The following is an 18017-nucleotide window of genomic DNA, read 5'->3' as shown; positions in this document are numbered from 1 at the left end:
TAAATTTTCCCTTGATATTTATGAATGATTTTACATCCATTCTAAAAGCACGCAGTCCTGCGGCGCTCGCTGAAGAATATATTATCAAGAGTATTTGGAATAATACTTTTCCACCCGGCACCGATTTACCGGCCGAACGGGATCTGGCTGAAAAAATAGGGGTGACTCGGACAACTTTGCGCGAAGTGTTGCAACGTTTGGCTCGTGATGGTTGGTTACATATTCAACATGGCAAACCGACACGGGTAAATAACGTGTGGGAAACCTCCGGGTTAAATATTATTGAAGTTTTAATTCGCTTGGACAGCGTGCAATCGCCGCTGTTAATCGCCAATGTACTCTCCGCACGCACCAATCTGGCGACTATTTATATGCCGCGCGCTTTTAAATACTTTCCGACGGAATCGTTTGCGCTGTTTGACGAACTGGAATCTTTAGAGGATACCGTCGAAGCTTACGTCGCATTCGATTATAAAGTTTATCGCGATTTAACCTTTATTTCGAAAAATCCGATTTACGGTTTGGTATTAAACAGTTTGCGTAATCTGTATATGCGGGTCGGCACGCTGTATTTTTCCAATGCTAAGGCTCGCGCTTTAGCCATGAAATTCTATAAAGAATTAGTGATTTTGGCAAAAACCAAACAATTTGAAGTGATTCCCGCTTTAATCCGTCAATACGGCAAAGAAAGCGGTGTGCTTTATGCGGAAATTCAAGACGATATGACATTATTAATGAATAAATAAAATAACCGTCGTCTTCTTTCCCGGGTACCGATTATTTAATTTAACGGGGATAAGAACCGCGTTCGATAATAATTCCTACGTTACGGGCTTGTGATACCGCTTTCGGTTTACTTAATTTCAGCCGTAACCAGGAAATATTAAATTTTTGTCGGAGTTGCTCCGCCACTTCGTTCGCGACGCGTTCGATTAACAGAAACGGTTTTGATTGTACATAGCTGACAACGAAATCGCTGACTTCCGCATAATTCAGACAATTGGCGACATTATCGGTTTCCGCCGCTTTTCGGCTGTCCCATGTCATTTCAAGATCAAAAACCAACGGTTGTTTAATTTGTTGTTCCCAATCATATACGCCGATTTGGGCAAAAACGGTGAGCCCTTCAATAAAAATACGATCATTCATTTTGCATTTAATAAAATATATAAAAATTTGGTAGGCGTATGCTATCAAGTTTGGATACAATAAACAAAACTATTCTTTATCTCACAGGAATTATTCATCATTATGAGCCTTTTTGCCCTTTGCTATATGTTTGCCGCTTATTTACTGGGCTCGATTTCCAGCGCAGTTATCGTGTGTCGCCTTGCCGGTTTGCCGGATCCTCGCCGACACGGTTCGCATAATCCGGGTGCAACCAACGTATTGCGTATCGGCGGGCGTTGGGCGGCACTGGCGGTATTTGTTTTTGACGTATTAAAAGGCATGATTCCCGTCTGGTGCGGTTATTATTTAGGATTAACTCAGTTCGAATTAGGCATGGTGGCATTAGGCGCTTGTCTCGGTCACATTTTTCCCATCTTTTTTAAATTCAGAGGCGGTAAAGGGGTTGCCACCGCATTCGGTGCTATCGCACCTATCGGTTGGGGCGTAATGGCTACTATGCTGGGTACTTGGGTTTTGGTGTTTGTGATTAGCGGTTATTCTTCGTTAAGTGCGGTGATTTCCGCTTTACTTGTACCGTTATATGTGTGGTGGTTCCGCCCCGAATTTACCTTCCCCGTCGCACTTGTCTGCTGTCTGCTTGTGTATCGTCATCATGATAATATTCAACGTCTCTGGCGCGGTCAGGAAGACCGTATTTGGGGCAAAAAATCGAACAAAAAATAAGCGGCGCCGTGTGGGGAAAAGTTATCTGCTGCTTCAAATTATGCAAGAGATTCAAGCGGTAGATGCAAATGTTCACATTATTTATATCAATAAAGAAGATCTCGCTTTCAGCCATATTACCAATGCCGAAACGTTGAATGAATTTGTGCGTGGTGAGAAGAAGAGCGATCAAAAAAACTACGTTTTTATTGATGAAATTCAAGATTATAAACAAGAATGGCTTGATTTAATCATAAATTATTTCTCTCACAAAGATACTGAAATAGTCGTATTTGGGGATGAAAAACAGAATATCTATGATAGAGAGCTAGATGAAAACAAAGAAATTAAAACGACAGGAATTTCGGGGCAATGGAATAGATCTTTAAAAAATCTTTTAGGTTTAAACATGATATTGGTTATTTAGCTATTGAGCTTTAGAAAGAATTTCTTGGTAATAAATATGGACTGGATGAAATGTTACTAGCTCAACGAGAGTTTGATTTCGCTCCTTCCATTATTGAATATCATGAAATAAGTAAATTAGTGAAAATTAAAGATCTTATTTTTGATTTTCTCAAAAAACACGATATCCATTCAAATGATATTGCTATTTTAGGAGATCTAAATGTTGCGAGAGCTTGATTTTGCAATTAGATCTGAATATCACGAAGAAACCATAACAACCTTTGAAACCAAGGAAGAGTATGAAGAACTCAGAAAACAAGGCTTATTAGAAACAAGAGATAATGTTGATCAAATTAGAAGAGCTAAAAAAACTGGATTTTGGCTAAATGCTGGAATGATGAAATTATCCACCGTACATAGTTTTAAAGGATGAAATTCATACATTATTTTTATTAATTGATGATAAATCAACTAATGAATTAGTATATACGGGAATAACTAGGACTAGGCAAAATATTGTAATAATAAACTTAGGCAATTCTGAATTTAGTCATTTTTTTAAAGCCAAAATAGTTCAATAATAAAAACGCCGTCTGAAACCCATTTTCAGACGGCATTCTATAGTGGGCATAGCTAACAAAAGATACGGTGTTTCTTTATGCCGTCTGAAAAACAAAACGGTGGGCTGGCAAGCCACCCTGCGTTTACTATATGTGTGGCGGTTCCGTCCCGAATTTACCTTCCCCGTCGCACTTGTCCGCTGTCTGCTTGTGTATCGTCGCCATGATAATATTCAACGTCTCTGGCGCGGTCAGGAAGAGCGAATCTGGGGCAAAAAATCAAATAAAAAATAAGAGCAAAAACGACCGCACTTTTACGTACGTTAAGTGCTTTAAGATGCTTATGAACAAAGTTAACTTATTAAAAATCATCGTAATTTTAATTTATCTGCTAAGCCCTGTTGATATTTTACCCGAAGCGGTTTTAGGTCCTTTGGGATTGGTGGATGATGCGGCGGCGATTATATTGTTGATTCGGCTTTTGATGAAAACGTGACGGCGAATAAAAAATCCCGGTTTGTCCGAGATTTTTTATTCGCATATCATTGGATTAAAACGGAATATCGTCGTCAAAATTATCCATTGGCGGTTCCGGCTGAGCTGCCGGTTTAGGTGCGGTTTGTTGACGCGGAGCCGATGAACGGGAATATTGTTGTGGCGCTGTGTTTTGCGGTGCAAAATCACCGCCTTGGCTGTTGCGGCTGTCCAGCATTTGCATGACATCGCCCTGAATTTCAGTGGTGTAGCGATCCTGCCCGTTTTGATCCTGCCATTTACGCGTACGTAAACGGCCCTCCACGTAAATTTGCGAGCCTTTGCGTAAATATTCGCCTACGATTTCCGCTTGACGGCGGTAGAATACGATACGGTGCCATTCCGTCACTTCACGACGTTCGCCGGTATTACGATCGTTCCAGCTTTCACTGGTCGCTACGCTGATATTGGCAACGGCTTCTCCGTTTGGCATGGTGCGAATTTCAGGGTCGTTTCCTAAACGACCAACGATGATAACTTTATTAACGCCTGCCATGATTTTCTCCTAAATATTCTTTTTAAAAGTGCGGTCTATTCTGCCTGAATTTCAAAAAAAGATCTATAAATTTTCACTGAATATTTTAACAGATTTAAAAATATGAGATAATCATTCCAATTTTTTGGTATTGATTTTAACTGGACTAAAAATGGATCAAATCGACATTCGGGGAGCGCGTACTCACAACTTAAAAAATATCAATCTCACCATTCCCCGCGACAAACTTATCGTCATCACCGGGTTATCCGGCTCGGGAAAATCCTCGCTGGCTTTTGATACTCTATATGCGGAAGGACAGCGGCGTTACGTGGAAAGTCTGTCCGCTTATGCCCGTCAGTTTTTATCATTAATGGAAAAGCCGGATGTAGACAGTATTGAAGGGCTGTCACCGGCAATTTCCATCGAACAAAAATCCACCTCGCATAATCCCCGTTCTACGGTGGGAACCGTGACGGAAATTCACGATTATTTGCGTTTACTGTTTGCCCGGGTGGGTGAGCCGCGTTGTCCTCACCATAATGTACCGTTAGCGGCGCAAACCATCTCGCAAATGGTGGATAAAGTACTGAGCTTGCCGGAAGAAAGCCGTATGATGTTGTTGGCGCCGGTAGTGAAAGCGCGTAAGGGCGAACATGTTAAAATATTAGAACAGATTGCCGCGCAGGGGTATATCCGTGCCCGAATTGACGGCGAAATTTGTGATCTGTCCGATCCGCCGAAGCTGGAATTACAGAAAAAACACAGCATAGAAGTCGTGGTGGATCGATTCAAAGTGCGGTCGGATTTAGCTACAAGATTAGCGGAATCTTTTGAAACGACGCTGGAATTATCCGGCGGTACGGCGGTGGTGGCCTCAATGGACGATTCGAAAGCGGAAGAATTGGTTTTTTCCGCTAATTTCGCCTGCCCGCATTGCGGTTATTCCGTGCCGGAACTGGAACCGCGCCTGTTTTCGTTTAACAACCCCGCCGGCGCTTGCCCGACCTGCGACGGTTTGGGCGTCGAACAGTATTTTGACGAAGCGCGTGTAGTGCAACACCCGGGGATTTCTCTGGCAAGCGGAGCGGTGAAGGGCTGGGATCGCCGTAATTTCTATTATTATCAAATGATGAAATCCCTGAGCAGCCATTACCATTTTGACCTTGAAGCGCCTTTCGAGAGTTTACCGAAAAAAATACGCGACATTGTGTTGTACGGTTCCGGCAATGAGGAAATCGAATTCGTTTATTTGAACGATCGCGGCGATAGCGTGGTGCGTCGCCATCCTTTCGAAGGTATTTTGAATAACATGACGCGTCGTTACAAAGAAACGGAATCCATGTCCGTACGGGAAGAATTGGCGAAAAACATCAGTACCCGTCCTTGTAAGGATTGCTGCGGGTCCCGTTTACGGCCTGAAGCCCGCCATGTGTACATCGGACAAACCAACCTGCCGGATATTGCGGAAATGAGTATCGGCGATGCGCTGGCGTTTTTTGAAAAAATGGCGTTAGCGGGACAAAAAGCCCAAATTGCGGAAAAAATTCTGAAAGAAATTAAAGAACGTTTGTCGTTTCTGGTTAATGTGGGGCTGAATTATCTTTCTCTTTCCCGCTCGGCGGAAACCCTTTCCGGCGGTGAAGCGCAACGTATTCGTTTAGCCAGTCAAATCGGGGCGGGGTTGGTAGGCGTCATGTACGTACTGGACGAACCGTCTATCGGATTGCACCAACGGGATAACGAACGCTTGCTCAACACCTTGATTCATTTGCGCAATTTAGGGAATACCGTGATTGTGGTGGAACATGACGAAGACGCCATTCGAGCGGCAGATCATATTATCGATATCGGTCCGGGCGCCGGTGTGCACGGCGGTGAGATTATCGCGCAGGGTAACGCCGAACAAATTATGGCGAACCCGAATTCCGTTACGGGTCAATTCCTGTCAGGCAAAGAAAAAATCGAAATTCCGTCAAAACGGACCGCACTTAACAAGAAGAAAATTCTGCGCTTGAACGGCGCGACGGGAAATAATCTGAAATCCGTTAATCTGGAAATTCCGGTGGGGCTGTTTACCTGTATTACGGGCGTGTCGGGTTCGGGCAAATCCACTTTAATTAACGATACTTTATTTCCGTTGGCGCAAAACGCGCTGAATCGGGCGGATAACATTGATTTTGCGCCGTATAAATCTATTGAAGGACTGGAACATTTCGATAAAGTCATTAATATCGACCAAAGCCCGATCGGACGCACGCCGCGTTCCAATCCGGCGACGTACACCGGTTTGTTTACGCCGATTCGCGAATTATTTGCCGGCGTACCGGAATCCCGGGCGCGCGGTTATAACCCGGGACGTTTCAGTTTTAACGTGCGGGGCGGACGCTGTGAAGCCTGTCAGGGCGACGGTGTTATCAAAGTGGAAATGCACTTTCTGCCGGACGTTTATGTACCGTGCGACCAATGTAAAGGAAAACGCTATAACCGTGAAACCTTGGAAATCCGTTATAAAGGTAAAACTATTCACCAAGTGCTGGATATGACGGTGGAAGAAGCGCGCGAATTTTTTGATGCGATTCCCGCCATTGCGCGTAAATTACAAACGCTGATGGACGTGGGCTTGTCTTATATCCGTCTCGGTCAGTCTTCCACTACGCTTTCCGGCGGTGAAGCCCAGCGGGTAAAATTAGCTACCGAGTTATCGAAGCGCGATACGGGCAAAACTCTTTATGTGCTGGACGAACCGACTACCGGCTTACATTTCGCCGATATCAAGCAGTTGCTGGAAGTGTTGCATCGTTTGCGTGATCAGGGCAATACTATCGTGGTGATCGAACATAATCTGGATGTGATAAAAACCGCCGACTGGATAGTGGATCTCGGTCCGGAAGGCGGTAACGGCGGCGGTGAAATTATCGCCACCGGTACACCGGAACAAGTGGCAAAAGATCCGCATTCGCACACGGCACGTTTTTTAAACCCGATGTTGACGCAGTAATAACAGGGTTTTGTTTGCCATTGAAACGAAGGCGGTGAAATGACGACGATAATAAAAAACGTCGTTGTTGGTGACCGCACTTTTATTTCCGGCGGACAACCGGCGAAAGAACGGCCGTCATCACTTAATCAATCAAAAGAAGAAATATTATGCAAAGCAAACCGACTTTAGACACGATTTTATCCCATCGTTCCATTCGTCAATTCACAGATCAACCGATTTCCGAAGAAACATTCGTACAGTTAATCGACGCCGCCCGCCGGGCCTCTTCTTCAAATAATCTGCAGTGCGTCACCATTATTCGGGTAACGGATCGCACTATCCGCCAAACTTTACGGGAGGCTTCCGGTATGGCGTATGTAACGGAATGCGCGGAATTTTTGGTATTTTGCATCGATTTCAATAAACATCGCCGACTCGACCCTGAAGCTCAACTGGATTGGGCGGAAGTCAGCGTTATCGGTGCAGTGGATACGGGAATTATGGCGCAAAATGTGTTGCTGGCGGCGGAATCTCTCGGCTTAGGCGGAGTGTATATCGGCGCATTGCGTAACGGCATTGAAACGGCGGCGAAGGCGTTAAATCTGCCGGAATTCTGCGTGCCGTTAGTAGGAATGTGTCTGGGCTATCCGGCACAGGAGCCGGGGTTAAAACCCCGTCTGCCACGTCCGTTGATGTGTCATGAAAACCGTTATCAGCCGCTGGATGAAAGCGTTCTGGCGGATTATAACGCCGAAATGGCGGCGTATTATCAGGCGCGTACCGGTGAACCTCAGCAATGGCAGGACGCTATTCACCGCACCTTGGATCATGCCGTACGTCCGCAAATTTTGCCGTTCTTCCAACAACAGGGATTCCTGAAACGTTAAATGTTTCGACCGCACTTTATATATCGATTCGTATAAAGTGCGGTCGTTTTTTTATAAGTTTTTTACATATTGCCCTGTTAATTCGGGTAAGCGCGTCTCTTTCCGGTAATTTTACCGCATATAGGTTTTCATCCGCGTAAACCTCAGCTTTAATCTTGCCGGATTTATGCGTATAATACCGCATTATTTTGGCTTTAAACTCTCTGAACGGATTTTCACTCAATGCAATTGATTCGCGGCATGCGCAATCTGCAACAAAATTTTGAACATTGTGCGTTAACCATTGGTAATTTTGACGGCGTGCATCTCGGACATCAGGCGGTATTGCGGCATTTGCGTGAAAAAGCGGACAGTCTGAATCTGCCTGTGGTCGTCATGTTATTTGAACCGCAACCGCGGGAATATTTTCAGGGCGAGCGGGCGCCGGCACGCTTAATGCGGTTGCGCGATAAACTGCATTATTTGGATGAGGCCGGCGTAGATTTTGTAATTTGCGTAAAATTCGACCGCACTTTTGCGACATTAACCGCGGAAGAGTTTATTTGCCAATGGTTGGTGCGCAAGCTGAACGTCAGCTTTTTGAGCATCGGCGACGATTTCCGTTTCGGCGCTAATCGGGAAGGGGATTTTACCTTGTTGCAACAATCGGGTTCGAAATTCGGTTTTACGGTGGAAGATAACAGCACCTTTCATTTGTGTGAACAGCGAATCAGCAGCACGGCGATTCGCACCGCTTTAGCGGACGATAATCTCGCTTTAGCGGAAAGTCTGCTCGGACGACCTTACCGTATTTTCGGCAAAGTGGTGCACGGGAAAAAATTGGGTCGTACCATCGGTTTTCCGACGGCAAATATCCGTTTGCAACGACAAGTTAATCCGGTGAAAGGCGTATATGCGGTGAAAGTCCGGTGTGAAGCCGATGTACGGGGTGAAAAGTGCGGTCGGATTTTCGAAGGAATTGCGAATATCGGACAACGCCCGACGGTGGATGGGGTGAAACAATTACTTGAAGTGCATCTGTTTGATTTTAATAGTGATTTATACGGACAAACCATTTCGGTGGAGTTCTGTAAAAAAATCCGCAACGAAGTGAAATTTCCGTCACTGGACGCACTGCAAGCACAAATCCGGCAAGACGCTTTAACGGCGAAAGATTATTTTAAACAGAACGGTTGATTCTGCTATTTCAATAACAAGATTTTTTATTTACAACGGTACGAAAAAATGTCTGGAACTAACGACTATAAAAATACTTTAAACCTGCCTGCGACAGGTTTTCCGATGCGCGGGGATTTGGCAAAACGCGAACCTGCGATGTTAAAAAACTGGTATGACAAAAACCTCTATCAGAAAATCCGCGCTTATTCAAAAGGCAAAAAATCGTTCATTTTGCATGACGGTCCTCCTTATGCCAACGGTAATATTCATATCGGTCACGCTGTAAATAAAATTTTAAAAGACATTATTATTAAATCCAAAACCGCTCTGGGTTTTGACAGTCCGTATATCCCGGGTTGGGATTGTCACGGTTTGCCGATTGAATTAAAAGTGGAAGCTTTGGTAGGCAAGCCGAATCAGAAAATCTCGGCGGCGGAATTTCGTGAAGAATGCCGTAAATATGCCCGCGAACAGGTGGAAGGTCAGAAAAAAGACTTCATTCGTTTAGGCGTATTGGGCGATTGGGATAATCCGTATTTGACCATGAATTTCGACACCGAAGCGAACATTATTCGCGCCTTCGGAAAAGCGGTGGCGAACGGGCATTTATATAAAGGCTCGAAACCTGTTCACTGGTGTTTGGATTGTGCGTCGTCATTGGCGGAAGCGGAAGTGGAATATGAAGACCGCACTTCACCGTCCATTTATGTGCGTTTTGCCGCGGCGGACGAAAGTGCGGTGGAAAATAAGTTTGTTTTAATGGAAAAAGGACAAGGCAAATTATCCGCCGTTATCTGGACGACCACGCCTTGGACGTTACCGTCCAATAAAGCCATTTCGCTTAATTCCGAATTGGAATATCAAATCGTTCAGTTTGCTGATGAACGTCTGATTTTAGCGGCGGATCTCGTAGAAAGCGTGGCTCAGGCGGTCGGCGTTGAAAACTGGAAAGTGTTGGGTTCTGCCAAAGGTTCCGATTTGGAATTATTGCAATTTAAACATCCGTTCTACGATTACGAGGTACCGTTTATTCTGGGCGATCACGTTACGCTTGACGGGGGAACGGGTTTGGTTCACACCGCGCCGGATCACGGTCAGGACGACTATGCGGTTTCCCGTAAATATAATATCGGCATGGCGGGACTTGTGGGTAACGACGGTAAATTCGTTTCCTCAACGCCGTTCTTTGCAGGTTTGGGGGTGTTTGAATCCAACGGTAAAGTGCTGGAAAAATTAGAAGAAACGGGTGCGTTGCTGAAATTGGAAAAAATCCGCCACAGTTATCCGCATTGCTGGCGTCACAAAACGCCGATTATCTTCCGTGCCACGCCACAATGGTTTATCGGTATGGACACGCAAGGTTTGCGCCGACAGGCATTGTCTGAAATTAAAAACGTACGCTGGATTCCAGACTGGGGTCAGGCGCGTATCGAAAACATGGTGGAAAACCGTCCGGACTGGTGTATTTCCCGTCAACGTACCTGGGGCGTGCCGGTGGCGTTATTTATCCATAACGAAACCGAGCAGCTTCATCCGCGTACGGTTGAACTGATTGAAGAAGTAGCGAAATTAGTCGAGCAAAAAGGCATTCAGGCTTGGTGGGATTTGGATCCGAAAGATTTATTAGGCGACGATGCCGCCGATTACAGCAAAGTGCCGGACACTCTGGACGTATGGTTCGATTCGGGATCCACTTATTATAGCGTGGTGAAATCCCGTCCTGAATTTAACGGCAATGAAGCGGATATGTACCTTGAAGGTTCCGACCAACACCGCGGTTGGTTTATGTCTTCGTTAATGCTTTCTACCGCGACGGATAACCAAGCGCCGTACAAACAGGTGTTGACCCACGGTTTCACGGTGGACGGTCAGGGCCGTAAAATGTCGAAATCCATCGGTAATATCGTGACGCCGCAAGAAGTTATGGACAAATTCGGCGGCGATATTTTACGGTTATGGGTGGCGTCGACGGACTATACCGGCGAAATGACCGTTTCAGACGAAATTTTAAAACGTGCGGCGGACAGCTATCGTCGTATCCGTAATACTGCCCGTTTCTTGCTGGCGAACTTAAACGGTTTCGATCCGAAACGTGATGCGGTAAAACCGGAAGAGATGATTTCTCTGGATCGCTGGGCGGTGGATTGTGCATTGCGGGCGCAAAAGGAAATTAAAGAGGCGTACGATAATTATCAATTCCACACCGTGGTACAACGATTGATGAAATTCTGTTCTATCGAAATGGGTTCATTCTATTTGGATATTATCAAAGACCGCCAATACACCACCAAAGCGGACAGTCTTGCCCGTCGCAGCTGCCAAACCGCTTTATGGCATATCGCCGAAGCCTTGGTTCGCTGGATGGCACCGATTCTTTCATTTACCGCAGATGAAATTTGGGGGTATTTACCGGGCGAACACGGCGAATTCGTCTTTACCGAAGAGTTCTATGAAGGCTTATTCGCGCTGGATGCCGACGAAGAACTCGACGATGCTTACTGGCAACAGGTGATTACCGTGCGTAACGAAGTCAACCGCGTGCTTGAACAAGCCCGCAACGACAAAGTGATCGGCGGCGGTCTGGAAGCGGAAGTGACTATTTTTGCCAACGATGAATACAGCGCATTGCTTAATAAATTAGGCAATGAATTGCGTTTTGTGACGATTACTTCCAAAGCCGAAGTGAAAACATTAACCGATGCCGATGTAACGGAAGGGGAAGTGCAAGGCTTGGCCATTAAAGCTATCCGTTCCGCTAACCATAAATGCCCTCGCTGCTGGCATTACTCCGACAGCAAAGACGAAAATGCACTGTGTTCGCGCTGTGAAGAAAACGTCAACGGCAGCGGTGAAGTCCGTCATTTTGCTTAATTAAACTAAAAAGTGCGGTTGAATCTGACCGCACTTTTGTCTGGGCCCCGTCTGAGATGCCTGAGCAGCTTGAATTTTTTAGGAAAATTTCAACAAAGCGAAGAAAAGCATTGAAGCCGGGGCGTGTTTCTTTTGCTTTCTTTGTTTTGCACACGCAAAGCAAAGGAAGTCGCCGTTAGGCGAAAGCTGATCTTAACGGACAAAGAATTTATGAAAAAAAAATCAGGTTTATCATTTCTCTGGCTAAGTGCGGTCGCTTTTGTCATCGATTTGCTCACAAAATATCTCGTGACGCAGAATTTTGAATTGTATGAAAGCGTCAACATTTTACCCGTATTTAATTTAACTTACGCCAGAAATACCGGTGCGGCCTTTAGTTTTTTGGCGGAACACGGCGGTTGGCAGAAATATTTTTTCATTGCGCTGGCATTGATTATTTCCGCTGTGTTGGTGTATTTATTACGTAAAAACAGCGCGCGGCAAAAGTTGCAAAATTCCGCTTATGCACTGATTATCGGCGGAGCGCTTGCCAATATGGCGGATCGCGCGTATCACGGTTTTGTGGTGGATTTCTTCGATTTTTACTGGCGGGAATGGCATTATCCCGTATTCAATGTGGCGGATATCGCCATTTGCGTCGGCGTGGGATTGTTGATTTTGGATAGCTTTAAAAACGGTGAGAAAAAGGCGAACGAACAATGAAAATTATTTTAGCCAATCCGCGCGGATTTTGTGCCGGCGTGGATCGTGCCATCAGCATTGTGGAATTAGCTCTGGAAATTCATGGTGCGCCGATTTATGTACGCCATGAAGTGGTGCATAACCGCTTTGTGGTAAACGGTTTACGTGAGCGCGGAGCTGTTTTTGTGGAGGAATTGGATGAAGTACCGGACGGCGCCATTGTGATTTTTTCCGCCCACGGCGTGTCTCAGGCAGTGCGTCAGGAAGCGAAACGGCGTAATTTGAAAGTGTTCGACGCCACTTGCCCGTTGGTGACGAAAGTGCATATGCAAGTGGCGCGCGCCAGCCGTAAGGGGACCAAAGCGATTTTAATCGGTCACGAAGGTCATCCCGAGGTGCAGGGCACGATGGGACAATACGATAATCGGGACGGCGGTATTTTTCTGGTTGAAAACGTAGAAGATATTGCAAAACTGCATTTGCGTGATGACGACGACTTAACCTTTATGACGCAAACGACGTTGTCCATCGACGATACGGCGGATGTAATCGAAGCGTTAAAACAAAAATACCCAAATATTCAGGGACCGCGCAAAAACGATATTTGTTATGCTACCACCAACCGCCAGCAGGCTGTACGGGATTTGGCGGAACAATGCGATTTAGTCATCGTGATCGGTTCTAAAAATTCCTCCAATTCCAACCGGTTGGCGGAACTGGCTAACCGCATGGGGACGCCGGCAAAACTGTTGGACGACGCGAATGACGTGGATCCCGCCTGGTTGGAAAATGTGGACATCATTGGCGTCACGGCCGGTGCTTCGGCGCCGGAAGTGCTGGTTCAATCCGTGGTTTCCCGTTTAAAAGAATTGGGCGTGGATACCGTCGAGGAGTTGACAGGCTGCGAAGAAAATATGTTTTTTGAAGTGCCGAAAGAACTGCGGATTAACGAAGCGCATTAAACGCCGGGGTTAAAAACCTCGATATTTTTGACCGCACTTTAAGGGCTGTTTATGAAGATTAAACGGTCCTTTTATTTTATCTGCCGATTAATTTTGCGATCCGGATTCCAAAAGTGCGGTCGGATTGTTGCCGATTTCTGCCTTTCCTTTCAAAGTATGGTCGTTGAGAATACTCAACACAACTTAGAAGGAAAATTTATGAAGGTATTAAAAACATTATTGCTATCCGGTTTGATGATGGGATCTTTAGCGGGCAACTTTGCGTTAGCGGCGGAACAGAACGGGGCGCCGGAAGCCGATGTGAAACAGACACAACCCGTAGCGGAACCCCAAAGCGTGGCTGCTGATAAACTCAATATCAACAGCGCGACGGCAAGTGAAATTTCCAAATCTTTAATCGGAATCGGTGCGAAAAAAGCGGAAGCTATCGTACAATATCGTGAAAAACACGGTAATTTCACTGAGGCGGAACAACTGCTAGAAGTGCAGGGAATCGGTAAAGCAACGCTGGATAAAAACCGGGATCGCCTTAGTTTTTAATTTATCGCTTAATCGAATCTGCGGCATAGGAATATGCCGCTTTTTTGTTATAATGATTTCATTTTTGGGTATGAAAAAATCAAATTTTCGTATTCGCGTAACGAGGATAATAAATATGAAACAAAAAATCGTTTTGGCGACCGGTAATCAGGGCAAAGTGAAAGAAATGGCGGATGTACTGGCTGATTTCGGTTTTGAAGTGATAGCGCAAACGGATTTAGGCATCGAAAGTCCGGAGGAAACCGGTTTGACTTTTGTGGAAAATGCCGTTTTGAAAGCCCGTTATGCGGCGAAGGCCTCGGGTTTGCCCGCCATTGCGGATGACAGCGGCTTGGTTGTGCCGGCATTAAACGGCGCACCGGGTTTGTATTCCGCCCGTTATGCGGGGGTGGACGGTGATGAGGCGGATGCCTTAAACCGCCAAAAATTATTGCGCGAAATGGCGAATCTTACGGATGAGGGCCGTCAGGCTAAATTCGTCAGTTGTATCGTTTTATTACGACACGAAACCGATCCGACTCCTGTTATCGCGGAAGGCGAATGCCCGGGAATGATTATTCATGAAGAAAAAGGCGACAACGGTTTTGGTTACGATAGCCTGTTCTTCAGCCCGGAAAAGGGTTGTACTTTTGCGGAACTGGAAACGGCGGAGAAGAAAAAAATTTCGCATCGCGCCCGCGCTTTGGCGGTATTGAAAGAAAAACTTTCAAAATAATCAAATGGCTGAAATGACCGAATTAACGTTACCGCCGCTCAGTCTTTACGTACACATTCCGTGGTGCGTGCAGAAGTGTCCTTATTGCGATTTTAATTCTCACGGACAAAAAGGCGAGATTCCCGAGCGGGATTATGTGCGCCATCTGTTGACGGATTTGCGCCAGGATTTGACACGTTATGCGGCGAGCGTGAATGGACGGGCGTTACAGAGTATTTTTATCGGCGGCGGTACGCCGAGTTTATTTTCGGCGGAAAATATCGGCGAATTGTTGCACGGCATTCGGGCGCAAATTGCGTTTGCCGATAATATTGAAATTACCCTTGAAGCGAATCCGGGGACGGCGGAAGCGGAACGTTTTCGCGGTTATGTTAATGCCGGCGTTAATCGTATTTCCATGGGCATTCAAAGCTTTTCCGATGAAAAACTGAAGATATTAGGCCGTATTCATAATTCGGCGGAAGCTAAAAGTGCGGTCGGTTTTGCGCAAGATTTGTTAGGGCGGGGACTGAAAAGTTTTAATCTCGATTTAATGCACGGCTTGCCGAATCAAACCGTGCAACAGGCGCTGGACGATTTGCGTCGGGCGATTGTATTGAATCCGCCGCATCTGTCTTGGTATCAACTCACTATCGAACCCAATACGCTGTTCGCTTATCGTCCGCCGGCATTACCTGACGACGATCTCTTGTGGGATATTTTCGAACAGGGACATCAGTTGCTGACGGCGGCGGGTTATCAGCAGTATGAAACGTCCGCTTATGCCAAACCGGGCTTTCAATGCCGCCATAATTTGAATTACTGGCGTTTCGGCGACTATCTTGCTATCGGTTGCGGCGCGCACGGTAAACTCGGTTTTACCGACGGACGCATCGTGCGTTACAGTAAAACCAAGCATCCGAAAGGTTATTTACGCGGCGAATATCTTTTTAACGAAAAAAACGTGCCGGAATCCGACCGCGCTTTTGAATTTTTTATGAATCGTTTTCGCCTGCTGGAACCGGTACCGAAAGCGGAATTGAAACAATTTACCGGCTTATCGCAAAGTGCGGTGAAAGATGATATCGAGTGGGCGGTAGCACAAAAATATTTAACGGAAACCGACCGCACTTGGCAAATCAGCGAACACGGCAAACTGTTTCTGAACGAATTGTTGCAACGATTCCTGCCGGATGAGTAAAGCGGATTTTCACAAACCGAGGCAGGGGAAAAGGCAATCTTGCGGTAAAAGATTTATTGATTAACCTATTTAAAAACATGAGAAAATGATTTAAGCGAATAAATTTTTACCGCTTGAACAATGAATTTCTGACAGATTACGCTTGTTTCGTGATCTGTTTGGTATTAGAGTATAGCAATCGTTTGCCTATCAGCAAATAAAAGGATAAGTTATGGATCAACTCGAAATGAAAAAAATGGCTGCTCAAGCCGCATTACAATTTGTGCAACCCGATAGTATCGTCGGGGTCGGCAGCGGTTCTACCGTAAATTGTTTCATTGAAGCGCTGGGTGCAATGCGGGATCAAATCAAAGGTGCGGTGGCGGCATCCAAAGCGTCGGAGGAATTGCTGCGCAAACAGGGCATTGAAGTGTTCAGTGCCAATGATGTGTCGAGTTTGGATATTTACGTGGACGGTGCGGACGAAATCAATCCGCAGAAAATGATGATCAAAGGCGGCGGAGCGGCGTTAACCCGCGAGAAAATCGTAGCGTCGCTGACCAAAAATTTTATCTGTATTGTGGACAGTTCAAAACAGGTGGACGTGCTGGGTTCCACATTTCCGTTACCGGTGGAAGTGATTCCTATGGCGCGTTCTCAAGTGGCACGTAAACTGGTCGCATTAGGCGGTTCGCCGGAATGGCGTCAGGGGGTGGTGACGGATAACGGCAATGTCATTTTAGACGTACATAATTTCCCGATTATGAATCCGCCGGAAATGGAAAAGGAATTGAATAACGTGGCGGGCGTGGTGACAAACGGCATTTTCGCCTTGAATGCGGCGAATACCGTGATTGTCGGCACGCCTGAAGGTGCGAAAATCATCAAATAATTGAAAAACGCCGCTTTTTTTGACCGCCCTTCAGGAAAATCGTTTATAAAACGATAAACGGCGCCTATAACGAATACAAACACAATCATAAGGAAAAACTATGACGGCAAAAGTCTCTCTGGATAAATCAAAGATTAAGTTCTTACTGCTGGAAGGCGTACATCAAAATGCGTTGGACGTATTGCATGACGCAGGTTATACCAATATTGAATATCACAAAAAAGCGTTGGAACCGGAAGAGTTAAAAGAAGCGATTAAAGACGCGCATTTCATCGGTTTACGGTCGCGTACCAATTTAACGGCGGACATCCTCGAACATGCGCCGAAACTGATTGCTATCGGTTGTTTCTGCATCGGTACCAACCAAGTGGCATTGGATGCCGCCAAAGAAAAAGGCATTCCGGTGTTTAACGCACCGTTTTCCAATACCCGTTCCGTGGCGGAATTGGTGCTGGCGGAAATCATTCTGTTAATGCGTAATATACCTAAAGCCAATATGGAAGTGCATCGCGGCGAGTGGAATAAATCGGCGGATGGCTCGCATGAAGTGCGCGGCAAAAAACTGGGGATTATCGGTTACGGTCACATCGGTTCGCAATTAAGTATTATTGCGGAATCTTTGGGCATGAACGTCTTTTTCTATGATGTGGAAACCAAATTGCCGCTGGGTAACGCACAACAGGTAAACTCTTTGGAACAGTTGCTTGGCGGCTGTGATGTGATTTCATTGCACGTACCGGAAAACGCCTCGACTAAGAATCTGATGAGCGCGGAGCGTATCGCACAATTGAAACCCGGTAGCGTTCTGATTAATGCGGCACGCGGAACCGTAGTGGATGTGGACGCTTTGGCCGCGGCATTGGAATCCGGCAAAGTGCACGGCGCGGCAGTGGATGTGTTCCCGAAAGAACCGGCATCTGCGGCAGAAACTTTCGAATCGCCGTTGCGTAAATTCGATAATGTCATTTTAACGCCGCATGTGGGCGGTTCGACTGCCGAAGCGCAGGAAAATATCGGTACGGAAGTCGCGTTAAAATTCGTGAAATATTCGGACAACGGTTCTACGCTGTCTGCCGTGAATTTCCCGGAAGTTTCCTTACCGGAACAAAATACCGGCAAAGCCAAACGTTTATTGCACATCCACCGCAACAAACCGGGTATTTTAAACAAAATCAACCAAGTGTTTGTGGACGCCGATGTGAATATCGCCGCGCAGTTCCTGCAAACGGATCCGACCATCGGGTATGTGGTAATTGACGTGGAAACGGAAAATACCGATGATTTGTTAACCAAACTGAAAGAAATCGACGGCACCATTCGTGCCCGCGTGCTGTTTTAACGTTTCGGGTATTATTTCAG

17 protein-coding genes and 2 pseudogenes are annotated in these 18017 nt (G+C 45.9%); 17 read left to right on the top strand and 2 right to left on the bottom strand.

Annotated features, from left to right (window positions below):
• The first annotated feature begins 20 nt into the window (after window positions 1-20).
• Window positions 21-746: a fatty acid metabolism transcriptional regulator FadR gene (fadR, locus tag ASUC_RS09770; RefSeq protein ID WP_012073611.1), complete on the top strand. Its 726-nt coding sequence runs from the start codon at window positions 21-23 to the stop codon at window positions 744-746.
• 40 nt (window positions 747-786) lie between these two features.
• On the opposite strand, the gene folB is transcribed toward fadR, so the two are convergent.
• Window positions 787-1149 (bottom strand): dihydroneopterin aldolase, encoded by a 363-nt coding sequence (gene folB / locus ASUC_RS09765; RefSeq protein WP_012073610.1) that lies wholly within the window; start codon window positions 1147-1149, stop codon window positions 787-789.
• Between the two features lie 102 nt (window positions 1150-1251).
• Here folB and plsY point away from each other — a divergent pair, with 102 nt between their 5' ends.
• The 5 genes and pseudogenes from plsY to ASUC_RS11190 all read left to right on the top strand — a co-directional run bounded on the left by plsY (window position 1252) and on the right by ASUC_RS11190 (window position 3297).
• Window positions 1252-1854 carry a glycerol-3-phosphate 1-O-acyltransferase PlsY gene (gene plsY / locus ASUC_RS09760; protein WP_012073609.1) on the top strand — a complete coding sequence of 201 codons (603 nt, stop codon included), beginning with the start codon at window positions 1252-1254 and terminating at the stop codon, window positions 1852-1854.
• Window position 1855: 1 nt separating this feature from the next.
• Window positions 1856-2260, top strand: a pseudogene (locus ASUC_RS11380) (AAA family ATPase); the annotation flags it as partial.
• A 201-nt stretch (window positions 2261-2461) separates the two neighbouring features.
• Window positions 2462-2674 carry a hypothetical protein gene (locus ASUC_RS11375; protein WP_172435793.1) on the top strand — a complete coding sequence of 71 codons (213 nt, stop codon included), beginning with the start codon at window positions 2462-2464 and terminating at the stop codon, window positions 2672-2674.
• Window positions 2675-2933: 259 nt separating this feature from the next.
• Window positions 2934-3095: pseudogene (locus ASUC_RS11195) on the top strand (glycerol-3-phosphate 1-O-acyltransferase PlsY); the annotation flags it as partial.
• Window positions 3096-3144: 49 nt separating this feature from the next.
• Complete coding sequence (locus ASUC_RS11190) at window positions 3145-3297, top strand: DUF1232 domain-containing protein (RefSeq protein WP_083757698.1); 153 nt, start codon at window positions 3145-3147, stop codon at window positions 3295-3297.
• Between the two features lie 54 nt (window positions 3298-3351).
• Here the strand turns inward: ASUC_RS11190 and ASUC_RS09745 are convergent, their stop codons facing one another.
• Entirely contained in the window at window positions 3352-3831 is a 480-nt protein-coding gene (locus ASUC_RS09745) for a single-stranded DNA-binding protein (protein WP_012073608.1), read from the bottom strand.
• A gap of 151 nt (window positions 3832-3982) precedes the next feature.
• Between ASUC_RS09745 and uvrA the strand changes: the two genes are divergently transcribed.
• From uvrA to serA, 11 genes are all read left to right on the top strand, one after another.
• Window positions 3983-6811 carry an excinuclease ABC subunit UvrA gene (gene uvrA, locus ASUC_RS09740; RefSeq protein ID WP_012073607.1) on the top strand — a complete coding sequence of 943 codons (2829 nt, stop codon included), beginning with the start codon at window positions 3983-3985 and terminating at the stop codon, window positions 6809-6811.
• A 149-nt stretch (window positions 6812-6960) separates the two neighbouring features.
• Window positions 6961-7680 carry an oxygen-insensitive NADPH nitroreductase gene (gene nfsA / locus ASUC_RS09735; RefSeq protein WP_012073606.1) on the top strand — a complete coding sequence of 240 codons (720 nt, stop codon included), beginning with the start codon at window positions 6961-6963 and terminating at the stop codon, window positions 7678-7680.
• A 222-nt stretch (window positions 7681-7902) separates the two neighbouring features.
• Entirely contained in the window at window positions 7903-8856 is a 954-nt protein-coding gene (gene ribF / locus ASUC_RS09730; RefSeq protein ID WP_012073605.1) for a bifunctional riboflavin kinase/FAD synthetase, read from the top strand.
• A gap of 48 nt (window positions 8857-8904) precedes the next feature.
• The gene (ileS, locus tag ASUC_RS09725) at window positions 8905-11709 is read left to right on the top strand and encodes an isoleucine--tRNA ligase (protein WP_041834667.1); all 2805 of its coding nucleotides are present in this window, start codon (window positions 8905-8907) and stop codon (window positions 11707-11709) included.
• A 210-nt stretch (window positions 11710-11919) separates the two neighbouring features.
• A complete protein-coding gene (gene lspA / locus ASUC_RS09720) occupies window positions 11920-12411 on the top strand; it encodes a signal peptidase II (protein WP_012073603.1) in 492 nt (163 codons plus the stop codon).
• The gene (ispH, locus tag ASUC_RS09715) at window positions 12408-13352 is read left to right on the top strand and encodes a 4-hydroxy-3-methylbut-2-enyl diphosphate reductase (RefSeq protein WP_012073602.1); all 945 of its coding nucleotides are present in this window, start codon (window positions 12408-12410) and stop codon (window positions 13350-13352) included. The genes lspA and ispH overlap by 4 nt, the downstream gene beginning before the upstream one ends.
• Before the next feature lie 198 nt (window positions 13353-13550).
• Window positions 13551-13892 carry a helix-hairpin-helix domain-containing protein gene (locus ASUC_RS09710; RefSeq protein WP_012073601.1) on the top strand — a complete coding sequence of 114 codons (342 nt, stop codon included), beginning with the start codon at window positions 13551-13553 and terminating at the stop codon, window positions 13890-13892.
• 115 nt (window positions 13893-14007) lie between these two features.
• On the top strand, window positions 14008-14607 hold the full coding sequence (gene rdgB / locus ASUC_RS09705) for an RdgB/HAM1 family non-canonical purine NTP pyrophosphatase (RefSeq protein WP_012073600.1): 600 nt from the start codon (window positions 14008-14010) through the stop codon (window positions 14605-14607).
• A gap of 13 nt (window positions 14608-14620) precedes the next feature.
• Complete coding sequence (gene hemW, locus ASUC_RS09700) at window positions 14621-15787, top strand: radical SAM family heme chaperone HemW (RefSeq protein ID WP_404799676.1); 1167 nt, start codon at window positions 14621-14623, stop codon at window positions 15785-15787.
• Window positions 15788-15998: 211 nt separating this feature from the next.
• Window positions 15999-16658 carry a ribose-5-phosphate isomerase RpiA gene (gene rpiA / locus ASUC_RS09695; protein ID WP_012073598.1) on the top strand — a complete coding sequence of 220 codons (660 nt, stop codon included), beginning with the start codon at window positions 15999-16001 and terminating at the stop codon, window positions 16656-16658.
• Window positions 16659-16758: 100 nt separating this feature from the next.
• Entirely contained in the window at window positions 16759-17997 is a 1239-nt protein-coding gene (gene serA / locus ASUC_RS09690; RefSeq protein WP_012073597.1) for a phosphoglycerate dehydrogenase, read from the top strand.
• Window positions 17998-18017: the final 20 nt, after the last annotated feature.

The organism is Actinobacillus succinogenes 130Z (assembly GCF_000017245.1).
Taxonomy (GTDB): Bacteria; Pseudomonadota; Gammaproteobacteria; order Enterobacterales; family Pasteurellaceae; genus Exercitatus; species Exercitatus succinogenes.
Note: the sequence above shows the minus strand (reverse complement) of the source record. Positions and strands in the feature narration are given on the sequence as shown.